Source organism: Nocardioides taihuensis, from assembly GCF_042657275.1.
In the GTDB taxonomy this organism is placed as follows: Bacteria; Actinomycetota; Actinomycetes; order Propionibacteriales; family Nocardioidaceae; genus Nocardioides; species Nocardioides taihuensis.
The window spans coordinates 295,227-309,292 of the sequence record NZ_JBHSKD010000007.1 but is presented as its reverse complement, the minus strand read 5'-3'; the positions used below and the strand labels follow the sequence as shown (position 1 = coordinate 309,292).

Here is a 14,066-nt window from a genome sequence, read left to right as displayed (position 1 = left end):
CACCACCCCAGAGGGTGGCCTCGGGCACACGACCCGCACGACCGAGCTGGTCAGTGCACGACGACCGGCGGCACGCCCTCGTCGTCGAGCAGGTGGGTCGCCTCCTGCTTGCGCGGCAGGAAGAACACCGGGACCAGCGTCGCCAGGATCATCAGCCACGCCACCCAGTACGTGCTCGCGAAGGCCGCGGCGGCCTCGTCGAGACCCTGCGTGATCATCGCCGTGGTCAGGCCCAGCTGGTCGGCCAGCGACGGGTCGTGGAGCGAGGCCATCGCGGGGCCGGCGAGCTCGGAGGCCTGCAGCTGGCTGGTGAGGATCACCGACATGATCGCGACGCCGCAGGAGCTGGCGATCTGCTGGTTGATGTTGAGCAACGTCGAGCCGCGGGCGACCTCGTGCGCCTTCAGCGTCTTCAGCGCCGAGGTGAACAGCGGCATCATCGTCGCGCCCATCCCGAGGCCCATCACGAACAGCTGGGTGCAGATCAGCCAGTAGGGCGTGGTCGCGGTGAGCTGGGTGAAGCCGAACATGCCGACCAGGATGCCGAACAGTCCGAAGGGGACGATCCGCCCGATCGGGTGCTTGTCGACCAGGCGCCCCGCGATCGGCATGGTGACCATCGCGCCGAGCCCCTGCGGCGCCACGAGCAGGCCCGCCTGGAGGGTGGACAGTCCGCGCACCTCCTGGAAGTAGGTCGGCACCAGCAGCAGCCCGCCGAAGAACGCCGAGGCGAACAGGAACATCGTGATCAGCGAGACCGTGAGGTTGCGGTTCTTGAACAGCCGCAGGTCGAGCAGCGGGTGCTCGGGCCGGAAGGAGTGGAAGACGAAGGCCGTCACCAGGAGGGCGCCCACGATCATCGAGACCCAGACCCGCGTGTAGGAGTACTGGTCGTCGGCCGCACCCGGGATCGAGGAGACGCCGAAGAGGAACAGCGCGAGGCCAGGTGACATCAGCGCCATGCCGAGGAAGTCGAACGACTCCGAGGGCTCGGGGTTGTCGCGCGGGAGCACGCGCCAGGCGTAGATGATCGCGACGATGCCGACGGGGACGTTGATCAGGAAGATCCAGTGCCAGCTGGCGACCTCGATCAGCCAGCCGCCCAGGATCGGGCCCAGGATCGGGCCGAGCAGCATCGGCACGCCGAGGATCGCCATCAGGCGGCCCATCCGGTGGGGCCCGGCGGCGCGGGTCATGATCGTCATGCCGAGCGGCATCAGCATGCCGCCGCCGAGGCCCTGCAGCACGCGGAAGCCGATCAGCGCCTCGATGCTCCACGCGGTCGCGCACAGGGCCGAGCCGGCCACGAACAGCGCGATCGCGGTCATGTAGAGCCGCTTGGTGCCGAACCGGTCGGCCGCCCAGCCGGTCATCGGGATCACCGTGGCCAGGGCGAGGGTGTACGCCGTGACCGTCCACGCGACCGTGGAGTAGGGCAGCGGGTCGCCCGGGCTGCCGAACTCGACCTGGAGGGTCGGCAGCGCGACGTTGACGACGGTGATGTCGAGGATCGACATGAACGCGCCGAGCACGACGACGCCGGCGATCCTCAGCACGGCGCGGTCGATGTGGTCGGGCAGGTCGGTGGGGACGTACTGGCCGCCGGTCGCGGGCGCTCCCGTGCCTCCGGCGGGTTCACGGCTGTCAGCCATGCGGCGCTCCTTCTCGGGACAACCCGCCCAGTCTAGAACTTGCCGCCGACAACCAGTTCAGGCCCAGACGGTGCGCAGCAGGTCGGTGAGGTGGGGGTCCAGGAGGTCGCGCCAGCAGGTCCAGGTGTGGCCCTGACGGGCCTCGCCCCACGCGACGTCGACCCCGGTCGCGCGCAGGTGGTCGGCCATCAGGCGGTTGTTCGCGAGGTTCTCCTCGGCAGTGCCGCAGGTCAGGGTGGTGCGCGGGGCGCCGGGCGCGGCCTCGGTGGCGTCGAGGAGCGAGGCCACGAAGCCGGTCACCTCGCCCCAGAACTCGAACCCCGACTCCTGCGCGTCGAGCTCGGCGGTGAAGAACGAGCCGGACTGGAGGAAGAGACCGCCGAAGGTGGCCGCCGAGGTCCAGGCCGCGTGCAGCGCCGCCAGGCCGCCGAGGCTCTGGCCCGACAGCACCGGGCGGTGGTCGGAGGGGAAGCGCTCCAGCAGGGCGGGGAGGACGTCGTCGACCAGCACCGCGGCGTACGCCGGGTTGGCGGCGTAGCGCTCGTTGCGGGCGCCGGGCGACAGCAGGGCGACCCGCATCGCGGGCAGGCGACCCGACGCGATCCCGGTGGCGACGTACCGGGTGAGGTGCGCGAAGCGGTCCATCTCCGGGCCGTCGTGGGCGAGCAGGAGCGGGAGCGGTCCGTCGGCGTCGGCGGGCTCCCAGACGGCGGCGTCCACGCGCCCGAGGGCGGTGTCGTCGAGGACGACCGGGGTGAGCACGCCCTCGACCGCCGGCTCGTCGAGCCAGGTCGGGGCGGCGTACCCGGGGAAGGGCAGCCAGGAGTGCTCGCCGAAGGCGCCGTCGACGCGCAGCGGGTTGCCGGGGTCGGTCTCGGGGCTGCCACCGTCGGGCTCGAGGAGGTACTCGAGGCAGTCGAGGTCGGGCCGCGGCAGGCGCAGCTCCCAACCGCCGGGGACCTCTGTCATCGCCAGGTCGGCGCCGAGCTCGAGGTCGCACCAGACGCGGACGCCGCCCAGCTCGTGGTGGGGGTCGGCCCGCCGGAACACCAGCTCGTCACCCTCGACCGCGGTCGGGGGGAGGTGGGGGGCGGACACCCGGCGACCCTACCCACGGCGACAGTTCGGAGCGATCTGCCCCACGCGGGTGCGGGAAGGGGGGCCTCGCTCCGAACTGTCAGTCAGGGGCAGAAGGCGTGCAGGGTGCCGGGGTCGCCGTCGAGCCAGATGCCGAAGCCGACGTCGGCGGGCACGACGCGCGGGCGGTCGCCGGGGAGGGTGACGACCGCGTGGGCGGGGACGACGCCGGCGGGGGCGTCGTCGGTCCAGCAGTCGTGCGCGGCCGCCAGGCGCTCGGCGGCCGAGGGCCGCTCGACGCCGCTCGGCACGGTCACCACGGTCGCCGGGGCGAGGCCGCCGACGAGGGAGACGGTGACCGCCCATGCCCCCGCCGCGCCGGCCGCCGCGAGCAGGTTGCGCAGCAGCACGGTGCGCACCGTCGCGGGGAGGCTGCGTGCCTCGCGGGGGGTCGTGGTGTCCATGGCACCACGTCACCAGCAGGCGCTTCTCGGACGGTTACCCCCGACTTGCCGCCCGGTTGTCGCGCGCTGAATTCAGTGGGCGAGCCCGAGGCGTGCGCGCTCGCGGCCCAGCCAGGCGACGTACGCCGTCATCCCCCACTCCGCCGCGAGCTGCTCGGCAGCCTCCAGGTGCGCCACGGCGGCCTCGTGGTCGCCGAGCGTGGCCTCGACCAGCGCGAGGTAGCCGTCGACCGGCCCGATCGTGGCGACCGCGCCGACGACGACGATGCGACCGGAGTACGGCGCGAGCACGTCGCGGGCGTGGCTGGCCACGCTGCGGTCGCCGACGAAGCTGGCGCCCTCGCCCTCCCAGGCCCAGTCGTTGAGGGTCGACCAGTACTCGTCCTGCTCGTAGGGCAACGGGTAGCGCGCCATCGACGCGACCAGCTCGGCGCCCATCCCGCAGCGCGCGAACATCGCGTGCAGGGTCGGTGCACCGCCACCGTGCTCCTCGTGCGCGGCCACCAGCTGGTCGACGACGGGACGCAACAGGTCGGGCTGCCACAGCCAGGCCAGGGTGGAGGCAGCCGCGGCCTGGAGGTCCTGCTGCGGGATCGCGGCGCGCGGCGCGGTCTCGGCGAGCAGCGCGTGGCGGCGCCGTACCTCGTCGAGGTCGTCGCGGATCCCGGCCATGGTCATGCCCAGCCAGTGCAAGGTGATCTGCACGTAGGGCAGCCGGAGCCGCTCGGCGATCTCCTCCGCCGCGCGGGACGACTCCTCCCACGCCTCTCGGTGACCGAGCTCGAGCGCGTCGACGGCGCGGCTCACCTGCAGCACCGCGACCGCCGCCTCGTCGCCCGCGGCCCGGGCAGCGGTGAGCCCCTCCTCCACCCAGGCGGCCCGGTCGCGGGTCTGGCCGGGAGACCAGCAGGCCAGCCAGGCCGCGCGGACCGCCCACCACAGCAGCACCGGGTCGCCGACCTGACGGGCCAGGGCCAGGCCGTTGTCGACCAGCGCCCTCCGCTCGGCCGTGGAGCCCTCGACGTAGTAGAGCTCGACGGCAAGCGCGAGCAGGAGCCGGCAGCGGGTCGCGCGGTCGCCGTCGTCGCAGTGGGTCATCGCCCACCGCAGGTCGTCGATGAGGTCCTCGTCGACCCAGTCGACGTCGTGCGGCAGCCACACGGCGTAGAGCGAGATGGCACGGGCGGCGCGCCCCACGAGCTCCGGCGACCCGAGGTGGCGCCCGAGCGCGGCCGCCTCGGCGGAGGCGGCCTCGACGACCGGCCAGCGGGCGGCGTACGCCGCGTCGGTGGCGAGCTCGAGCAGCAGGTCGTAGCGCTCCCTCTCGTCGGTCTCGGGCGAGCGCCGGTGGGCCTCCACGGCGGCCGAGCGGAGACGGACGGCCTCGGCGTACGCCGCGAGCCCGCGCGCCTGGTCGGCGGCGGCGCGGGCGGCGCGCCAGGCCTTGCCGGTGTGGCTCGGTCCGGCAGCGAGCCAGTGGCGGGCGAGCTCGGCGGTGAGCTCCTCGGCGGCGAGCTGGCCGCGGACCGCCGGGTCGTGCTCGAGGGCGTGGGCGACCTGCGCGTGCCGCCGGGCGCGGCGGGTCTCCGAGAGCGCGGCGTCGACCGCATCACGGGTGAGGGCGTGGGCGAAGGCGTACTGCTCGGGCCCGGTCTCGCGCACCAGCCCCGCCGCGACGGCGGCGTCGAGGTGGTCGGCGACGAGGTCGGGGTCGGCGCCGGACGCGGCGGCCACGGTCGCGAGCAGGAAGTGACGACCCACGACCGCGGCGGTGCGCAACGTGTCGGCGGCATCGTCGCCGAGCCCGTCGACGCGGCGGGTGAGCACGTCGCGCACCGTGCCGGGGACGGCGCCGGCGCCGGCGCCGAGGCGGGCGAGCTCGATCAGGAAGAACGGGTTGCCGCCCGCGCGCTCGTGCCACGCGCGGACGGTCTCGTCGGCGACCGTGCCCTCGGCGAGCGAGCGCAGCAGCGCGGCGCTGCCGTCCGGCTCGAGACCGGTCAGGTCGAGGCGCTCGGCATGACGCCGGGCCAGCACCTCGCCGACGTGGGCGAGCTGACCGGTCGGCACGGGGTGAGGGCGGCGGGTGACCACGACCGCGAGCGCGACGTCGGGCGGGGTGGTGCCGAGCAGGTGCGCGAGCGCGCGCAGGCTCGCCTCGTCGGACCAGTGGAGGTCGTCGAGCACGACCAGCACCGGAACCTCGGCGGCCACGCCGAGCACCGCACCGGCCAGGCGTTCGGCGGAGAGGAACGCCCGCTGCTCGGCGCCCAGCCCCTCGTCGGCCGGGGCGGTGGCGTCGGCGTCGAGCCCCAGGCCCTCCAGCACCGCGCGCCACGGCCACAGCGGCGGGGCGCCGTCGTCCTGCGAGCAGCGGCCCACGCCGACCCGGACGCCCGCGGCGGACGCGGCCTCGACGAGCTCGTCGGTGAGGCGGGTCTTGCCGAGGCCGGGCTCCCCCACGACCACGGCGGCCGCGAAGGAGCCGCCCCGGGCGCGATCCAGGACGCTCCGGAGCACCGCCCGCTCGTCGTCGCGGCCGACCGTCGGGGCCGGGCCGGACCAGAGCGACGGTTCGACGGATCTGAGTGACGGTTCGACCGGGCGGGGCAGGGTCGCGAGGAGGCCGGGCGCCTGCTGGAGGACGGCGTCCTCCAGGGCTCGCAGCTCGGCGCCGGGGTCGAGGCCGAGCTCGTCGGCGAGGACGCCGCGCACGGTGCGCAGGGCCTCGAGGGCATCGGCCTGGCGCCCGGCGCGGACCAGCGCCAGGGCGTGCAGGGCCCAGAGACGTTCGCGCAGCTGGTGGCGCCCGGTCGCGGTCTCGGTCGCGGAGAGCACGCTCGCGTGCTCCCCGAGCGCGAGCAGGCCGAGCAGCCGCGACTCCTCGGCGGAGGCGCGGAGCTGCTCGAGCGCCGCCCGCTCGGCGAGCACGTCGGGGTGGTCCGGCAGGTCGGCGTACGGCTCGCCCCGCCACCGATCCAGCGCGGCGTCGAGGCGGTCGAGCGTCGCGGTCACCTCGGCGCGCGACGGCCAGCCCGTCGTACCGCCGGCGGTGAGCTGCGAGGCGAGCGGCGCGAGGACGGGTCCGGCCGCGCGGACCTCCGCGGCGAAGGCGTGCGCGTCGACGTCCTCGGGGTCCACCCGCAGCACGTAGCCGTGGTCGGTGGTCTCGATGACCGAGCCCGCACCGCGGGTGGGCCGGTCGGGCTCGAGCGCCTTGCGCAGCCCGGAGAGGTAGGCGTGCAGCGCGCCGTGCGCGGCCCTCGGTGGCTCGCCCGCCCACACCAGGTCGGCCAGCAGGTCGGCGGTGACGGGCCGGCCCGGCGTCAGGGCGAGAGCGGCCACGATCGAGCGCGGCTTGCGGGCGCCCAGGTCGACCGGCTCGTCCCCCTCGGCCGTCGCGCGCACCGCCCGCGCACTGCCCAGCACGTGGATCTGCACGCGCCGAGCGTAGGAGAACGCACGCTGACCCGCCGTTGGTTAACGGCGGGTCAGCGTGGTGTCGCCGGCTCTCGGGGTCAGCCGACGGGCTCCAGCTCGGGCTCGCGGCCCGGCAGGTGGGCGCCGGGTGCCACGTGCACGTGGCCCTCGGGGTCGAGCCGCGGCAGGACCCGGTCGAGCCAGCCCGGCAGCCACCAGTTCCAGTGGCCGAGCAGGCTCATCGTGGCCGGCACCAGCACCATCCGGACGATGGTGGCGTCGAGCAGGATCGCCACGCCCATGCCGAAGCCGAGCATCCGGATCAGCGCGTCCATCTCGGTGACGAACCCGAGGAACACCATCACCATGATCGCCGCGGCGGCGGTGATCACCCGGCTGGTCGAGGCCAGGCCGCGCGCCACGCTCCCGTGGGGGTCACGGGTGCGGTCGTAGTCCTCCTTGACCCGCGAGAGCAGGAACACCTCGTAGTCCATGGAGAGCCCGAACAGGATGGTGAACATCAGGATCGGCAGCCACGAGGAGACCGGCCGGGAGTGGTCGATCCCGAGCAGCTCGAGGCCCCAGCCCCACTGGAACACCGCGGTCAGCACGCCGTACGCCGCGCCGACGCTGAGCAGGTTCATCACCGCGGCCTTGAGCGGCACCGCGATCGAGCGGAACATCATCGTCAGCAGCACCACCGAGATCAGCACCACGAACCCGATCACCAGCCACAGCCGGTCGTCGAGCAGGTCGGCGATGTCGGTGAAGAGCGCGAGGTTCCCGGTCACCTCGACGCCGTCGGGCACCTCGGTCCGCAGGTCGCGGACGAGCTCGGCGCTGCGCGGGTCGTTGTCGGCGTACGCCGACTCCGCGGTGACCACGGCGATCTCGCCGTCGGGCGAGACGACCGGCGGCGTCACCGTGGCGACGTCGTCGCGCGCCTCGAGGGTGCGGGTCACGGTCGCGACGCCCTGCTGCCCGGCCTGCTGGAGGTCGACGACGACCTGCAGCGGGGCGTTCGCGCCGGCGCCGATCTCGGAGGAGACCAGGTCGAACGCGCGGCGGGTGGTGGTGTCACCGATCCCGTCGCCGCCGGACTGCGGCCAGGTGCGCATGTCGAGCACCGGAGCGGCGAGCACGAGCATCACGCTCGCCGCGGCGAGCAGGTAGGGGACGGGACGGCCGGCGATCCGGCGGGCCCAGCGCTCGGCGCGGACGCCCTGGGGCTTCTGCACGCGGCCGCGCCGCACCGCGCGGGGCTGCAGCCGCTTGCGGAGCAGCGAGCCGACGGCCGGCACCAGCAGCAGCGCCGTGAACATCACGGCGACCACGGCGACGGCGGTGGTGAAGCCGAAGGCCTCCAGGGTGGGGATGCCCGACAGCTTCAGGCCCAGCAGCGAGACCAGCACGGTGGTGCCGGCCAGCACGACCGAGCGGCCCGCGGTGGTGGCCGCGTGCGCGGCGGCGTCGACGAAGTCCTCGCCGGCGCGGACGTGCTCGAGGATGCGGGTCAGCATCAGCAGCGCGTAGTCGATGCCGACACCGAGCCCGACCATCGCGGCCACGGTGGGGGCGGTGGGGCTCACGTCCATCAGGCCGCAGAGCACCGTGACCCCGGTCAGCCCCATGCCGAGCCCGGCGACGGCGACCGCGACCGGCAGGCCCGCGGCGACGACCGAGCGGAACATCAGCAGCAGGATCACCAGCGCGGCGATGATGCCGATCATCTCGCCACGGCCCTCCATCGGGGCGGCCGCGGTGCCGGGCAGCTCGCCGCCGAGCTCGACCTGGAGGCCGGCGTCGCGGTAGGGGGCCACGGCGTCCTCGAGCGGACCGAGCTTGCCCATGAGGTCGCGGTCGGTGACCGGGACGTCGTAGCCGACGGTCACGAGGGCGGTGTCGCCGTCCGCGGACATCCGCGGCGGGGAGACGGTGAGCACGTGGTCCATGCCGGCGAGGTCGTCGCCCAGCGCGGCGAGGGTCCCCTCGTCGAGCGTGGTGCCGTCGGCGTCGTGGACGACGACCTGCGCGCTGGCGTTGCCGGCGGCCGGGAGGTGCTCGCGCAGCTGCTCGATGCCCTTCTGGGCCCGGGCGTCGGGGATGTTCCAGTTCTCCTGGGCGGGCCCGCCGAGGGTGGCGGCCAGCCCGATCACCGCGGTCAGCACGGCCGCCCACAGGGCGAGTGCGCGCCACGGGTGGCCGGCGGAGAACCGGCCGAGGCGGTCGAGGGTGGCGTTCATGGTTCTGCTCCTTCGCAGGGGTGGTCTGCGCAGAAGCGTCCCGCCACCCGCTTGCGCGGCACTTGCACGCGACTTACGGCGACCCGAACGGCCCGTCCCGGCCCCGGGGGTAAGTCGGCTGCAAGCGGTGGTGAAGGGGGCTCGCCGAGCGTGGGGTCCACGACTCCGAGGAGAGGACCCCGCGATGACTTCGACGCAGAACCCGACCGACCGCTCGACCTGGCCGACCCAGGTCCGGCTCCCCGGTCAGACCGCCGCCCACCCGGGCCCGGTCGACATGACGATGATGTACGTGATGCACCACGCCTTCCGGCGCGACCTCGCGGTGCTCTCCGCCGCGGCGGCGGTGACGCCGGCGGACGACCGGCGGGCATGGGTCGCCCTGGCCGACCGGTGGGCGCTGTTCGCCGAGGCCCTGCACCTGCACCACACCGGCGAGGACCGCGGCCTGTGGCCCCGGCTGCTCGCGGTCGCCACGCCCGAGGAGGCGGAGGTGCTGGAGGCGATGGAGGCCGAGCACGAGGGCATCGACCCGATGCTGACGGCGTGCGCGTCGGGTTTCGCGCGGCTGCGCGAGCACGCCGACGAGGACGCCCGCGCCACGCTCGCCGTACGCCTGGCCGCGGCGCGCGCCCAGCTCGGCGAGCACCTGCGCCACGAGGAGACCGAGGCGATCGAGATCATCCAGCGCCGGCTCTCCGACGCCGACTGGCACCAGATCGAGGAGGAGAGCTTCAAGCACGACATCGCGCCCCGCACCCTGCTCAAGCTGGTGCCGTGGGTCGCCGAGGGCGTGCCCGCCGAGGTGCGCGACGCCGTCTTCTCGGCGCCGGGCGGCCGGGTGAACCAGGCCCTCTGGTACCTCACCCGCGGCGGCTTCCGGCGCCGCCAGCGCCGGGCGCTGGCCCACGTCGGCGGGCCGATCGAGGTGCGCTGAGCGGGGTGGGCCGTGAGATTCACCGCCCAGGCGGTGAATCTCACGGTTGTGAGGGGAAGTTTCGGGCGACAACCGTGAGCTACGTGCACCGGGGAACTACTGGCGGACGACCCTCTCGCAGCCCGCGCCGATCACGTCGTGGTCTCGCCACGCGTGGTCGCGCAGGTTCACCCGGTCGGGGCCCGCGCCGCACCGGACCCGGTCGCGCCGGCCGTCGCGGTGCAGCTCGAGCACGTCGTGCCCCGGCCCGGTGACGTAGCGGTCCCGGCCACCGGCCCCGCTGCCGAGCACGTAGTCGCGGCCCTGTCCGGTCGTGACGACGTCCCCGACGCGGTCGTAGTCGTAGACGTAGTCGAAACCCGGGCCTCCGCGCACGACGTCGCGCCCGTGGGAGGGCAGCACGTAGTCCTGGAACGAGTCCTTCCCCGCCCGGATGACGTCGCGGCCCCTGCCCCCGGCAAGGAGGTCACCCCCGGCTCGACCGACGAGCAGGTCGTCGCCGCGGTGTCCGTAGATGTCGTCGCCGGCGGGTCCGCCGACGAGCCGGTCGTCGTGCCGGGTGCCCTCGAGCTTCTCGCGCTGCGAGGCCTGCGCCGCCCCCGACCCGGGCGCGGTCACGGCCGCCAGGACCATCACCAGCAGCACGACACCGGTGCCACCCCTGGCACGTCGCGTGGCGGTCATGAGCCCCCCCCCCCCCCCCCCCCCGCGGGGTCCCCCTGATCAGACACTCCAGTGGAGCACCGTGGGGCGACCCGCGCCAGTGCCCGGGACTAGAACCCGTAGCGCTGACGCTGCTCCTGCAGCCACTGCGCGCACAGCGGGATGCCCCACTCCGCGCACATCTCCTCGGCCCGGTCCGCGTGGCGGGCCGCGAGCTCGGTCTCCCCCACCGTCGCGGCGGCCAGCGCGAGGAACGCCTGCACCGGGCCGATGCAGAGGCCGGAGCCGCCGGTCACGGCGTAGCCGGCGTACGGCGTGAGCCGCTCGTAGGCGCGCGCGGCGAGGTCACGGTCGCCGAGCCCCGCTGCGGCCTCGCAGGCGGGCGCCCAGACCAGCATGGAGAACCAGCTGTCCGCCGAGAGGTCGATCGCGCCCCGCGCCTCTATCACGGCGCGCGCCTCGTCGACCCGGTCGATGCGCGACCAGATCGCGGCGTGCAGGGCCGTGGTCGGGAGCGGGCCGTCGACCGTGTCCTTGAGCAGCTCCGCCAGCTCGCCCGCCCGGTCGCTCCAGAGCAGCTGGGCGCCGACGGCGCCGAGGACGCCGTCCTCGGCCTGCGGCAGCCGCATCCCGGAGGTCACCTCGATGATCCGGGCGAGGCTGGCCTCGACCTCGTCGAAGCGACCCTCCATGGCCAGCCACGGGATCTCCATCGACTCCAGCACCAGCAGCGCGTAGGGCAGGTGCAGCCGTCGGGCCTCGGGGAAGGCCAGCGCCATCACCTCCGCCTGCCGGGCACGCTGCCCGAGCTCGCCCAGCGCGATCGCCAGCAGGCTCAGGCACGCGACGTACGACCGCTCGTGACCGAGCTCGCGTGCCAGCCGCACCCCCTCCTCGGCGACCTCCACGCGCGCCGGCGCGGTCGCGGGCCGCCACGTGCCGACGGCCCACACCTCGCAGGCGTGCACGAGCAGCTCGGGGTCCCCGAGGCGCCGCGCCATCTCGAGGCCGGCATCGGCCAGCGCCTGACGCTCGTCGGGGGTGACCCGGTAGTAGAGCTCGGTGGACATCGCGAGCAGCACCCGGCAGCGCAGCTCGGAGTCCTCCTCGGGCAGGCCGGCCAGCGCCCGGCGCAGCGCGTCGACGACGACGACGTGCTCGCCGCCGTGCCGCGGCGACTGCCACAGCGCGCCGCGCACGAGGCCGCAGCCGGCCTCGGCGAGCAGCCGGATGTCGCCGAGCTCGTCGGCCACCCCGATCGCCGCCTCGACGACCTCGATCAGGTTCAGCCAGTTGCCGGTCCAGCGGTACACCTCGGCGAGCTCCATGAGCAGCCCGTAGCGGTCCAGGGGCGTGGCCTCGGGATCCAGCGCGACGGCGTCGAGCGCGGCCGTGAACAGCGCCACGGCCGCGTCGGAGGCGTGGCGGCGGCGGGCCACGCCACCCGCGGCCGCCGCGGCCCGCCAGGCGCGGCCCGAGTACGCCGGGCCGGCGGCCTGCCAGTGGCGGGCCACCTCGCTCTCGCGACCGGTACGCGTCTCCAGCACCTCGGCCGTGCGGGCGTGCGCGCGGGCGAGCCGGGCCGGGCTGGTCGCCGCCGTGACCGTGTCGCGCACCAGCGCGTGCGCGAACGAGAATCCGTCGGCGCCCACCTCGCGCACCAGGCCCGCGTCGACGGCCGGGTCGAGCCGGTCGAGCACGTCGTCCTCGCGCAGGTCCGCGACCGCCGCGAGGTCCACGAGCGTGAACCGGCGCCCGAGCACCGCCGCCCAGCGCAGCAGCGCGCGGGTGTCGTCGGGCAGCCGGGCGAGCCGGCGCGACACGACGTCGGTGACGGCGGTCGGCGGGTCGGGGTCGGCCAGCAGGGCGGTGAGGTCGCCGTCGCGGGCGAGCCGGGCGTACTCGACCAGGAAGAACGGGTTGCCGTCGGTGCGTTCGGCCAGCCGGCGCGACTGCTCGTCGTCGGGGACGACGCTCGCCACGGAGCCGACCACGGCCGCGACGTCGGCGAGCCCGAGGCCGGTGAGCTCGAGGCGCTCCGCGTGGCGGCGGGCCAGCGACTCCGCGACGTCGGCCAGGGCGCCGGTCGGCTCGGGGTGCGAGCGCCACGTCGCGAGCACCAGCAGCCGCCCGGATGCCACGGTGTCGACCAGCATCCGCAGCACCCGCAGGCTCGCGACGTCGGCCCAGTGCAGGTCCTCCAGCACCAGCAGCACCGGCTCGGCCGCGGCGGCGTCGGCGACGCGGCGGGCCAGGCCCTCGCGCACGCGGAACTCGGAGCCCTCGTCCTCCTCGCCGCCCTCCTCGAGCTGCTCGCCGAGCTGCTCGAGCACCTGCTGCCACGGCCAGAGCGCGGGCGCGCCGCCGTCCTGTGAGCAGCGGCCGACCAGCACCCGGGCGCCGCGCGTCACGACGTGGCCGGCGAGCTCCGCGGAGAGCCGCGACTTGCCGATGCCCGGCTCGCCCGTGAGCGCCGCGAACGCGGGGACGCCCGTCTCCGCCCGGGTCCACGCCTCGATGAGCAGCAGCAGCTGGCGGTCGCGGCCGACCAGCGGCCACGGCGGCAGGGTGACGCCGGGGACGACGGCGGGGCGCCGGGCGGGCGCGGCCGTCACGGCCTGCGGGTCCGGCGCGGGGTGCGGATCCGCAGCCGGCGCCGTCGACACCTCGACCACGTCGGCGCCCGGGGGCGGGGCCCACGCCAGGGCGGGGTCCTGCCGCAGCACCGCGGTCTGCAGCGACCGCAGGTCGGTGCCGGGCTCCAGACCGAGCTCCTCGTCGAGCACCGTGCGCACCGCCGCCAGTGCCTCGAGCGCGTCGGCCTGCCGCCCCGCCCGGGCCAGCGCCAGCGCACGCAGGCCCCAGAGCCGCTCGCGGAGCGGGTAGCGCGCGGTGAGCGCCTCCAGCTCGGCCGCGACGGTGGCGTGGTCACCCAGCGCCAGCGCGGCGACGGCCCGATCCTCCAGCGCGACCGTGCGCAGCTCCTCGAGCCGGGCGCGTTCGGCCACGGCCGCGGGCGCCTCCTCCAGCTCGACGTACGGCGTGCCGCGCCACAGCCCCAGCGCCTCGTCGAGACTCGCCATCGCGCCGCGGAGGTCCGCGGCCGCCAGGCCGGTGGGCACCCACGCCACCCCCTCGGGCCCCTGCGAGCCGGCCGAGGCCAGCAGCCGGTGCGCGCCGCTCACGGCCCGGTCGAAGCGCGCCGCGTCGAGGCCGTCGTCCGGCAGCACCAGCGCGTAGCCCGGCTCGACGGTGACCAGCACCGTGGCCGGCGCGCGCGGCGCCCGCTCGGGCTCGATCACCCGGCGCAGGCCGGAGACGTAGACCTGCAGCGTCCCGGCGACGCCGTCGGGTGGCGCGTCGCCCCAGAGCAGGTCGACGAGGGCGTCGACCGACACCGGACGACCCCCGGACAGCGCCAGCGCTGCGACCAGCGCCCGCCGCTTGCGACTCCCGAGAAGCAGCCGCTCCTCACCGCGCCACGCCTCGGTGGCACCCAGGACGCTCACGCGCACCCGACGAGGATAGGGGACGCCCGCTCCCGGCGGGTGTCCGTAAGCGCTGTGCAAGTGGCGCGCAAGAGCGGCGGCGCACGGTGGTCACGACCGAT

The 14,066-nt window shown here is 75.3% G+C and carries 8 protein-coding genes; 1 reads left to right on the top strand and 7 read right to left on the bottom strand.

The genetic code is table 11. From position 1 onward, the window contains the following. Positions 1 to 50 precede the first annotated feature (50 nt). From ACFPGP_RS07445 to ACFPGP_RS07425, 5 genes are all read right to left on the bottom strand, one after another. Entirely contained in the window at positions 51 to 1,652 is a 1,602-nt protein-coding gene (locus tag ACFPGP_RS07445) for a DHA2 family efflux MFS transporter permease subunit (RefSeq protein ID WP_378588873.1), read from the bottom strand. 57 nt (positions 1,653 to 1,709) lie between these two features. Next, positions 1,710 to 2,750 carry an alpha/beta hydrolase gene (locus ACFPGP_RS07440; RefSeq protein WP_378588871.1) on the bottom strand — a complete coding sequence of 347 codons (1,041 nt, stop codon included), beginning with the start codon at positions 2,748 to 2,750 and terminating at the stop codon, positions 1,710 to 1,712. 83 nt (positions 2,751 to 2,833) lie between these two features. Next, the gene (locus ACFPGP_RS07435) at positions 2,834 to 3,193 is read right to left on the bottom strand and encodes a hypothetical protein (RefSeq protein ID WP_378588870.1); all 360 of its coding nucleotides are present in this window, start codon (positions 3,191 to 3,193) and stop codon (positions 2,834 to 2,836) included. 72 nt (positions 3,194 to 3,265) lie between these two features. Next, a complete protein-coding gene (locus ACFPGP_RS07430; protein ID WP_378588868.1) occupies positions 3,266 to 6,634 on the bottom strand; it encodes a BTAD domain-containing putative transcriptional regulator in 3,369 nt (1,122 codons plus the stop codon). A 77-nt stretch (positions 6,635 to 6,711) separates the two neighbouring features. Next, positions 6,712 to 8,856 (bottom strand): MMPL family transporter, encoded by a 2,145-nt coding sequence (locus ACFPGP_RS07425; RefSeq protein ID WP_378588866.1) that lies wholly within the window; start codon positions 8,854 to 8,856, stop codon positions 6,712 to 6,714. Positions 8,857 to 9,040: 184 nt separating this feature from the next. On the opposite strand from ACFPGP_RS07425, the gene ACFPGP_RS07420 reads away from it, so the two are divergent. Further along, a complete protein-coding gene (locus ACFPGP_RS07420; RefSeq protein ID WP_378588864.1) occupies positions 9,041 to 9,793 on the top strand; it encodes a hemerythrin domain-containing protein in 753 nt (250 codons plus the stop codon). A 96-nt stretch (positions 9,794 to 9,889) separates the two neighbouring features. Here ACFPGP_RS07420 and ACFPGP_RS07415 read toward each other — a convergent pair whose 3' ends face one another. Both ACFPGP_RS07415 and ACFPGP_RS07410 read right to left on the bottom strand, forming a co-directional pair. After that, the gene (locus ACFPGP_RS07415; RefSeq protein ID WP_378588862.1) at positions 9,890 to 10,477 is read right to left on the bottom strand and encodes a calcium-binding protein; all 588 of its coding nucleotides are present in this window, start codon (positions 10,475 to 10,477) and stop codon (positions 9,890 to 9,892) included. 89 nt (positions 10,478 to 10,566) lie between these two features. Continuing rightward, positions 10,567 to 13,971, bottom strand: coding sequence for a BTAD domain-containing putative transcriptional regulator (locus ACFPGP_RS07410; RefSeq protein WP_378588860.1), 3,405 nt, complete (start codon positions 13,969 to 13,971; stop codon positions 10,567 to 10,569). Between the last annotated feature and the right edge of the window lie 95 nt (positions 13,972 to 14,066).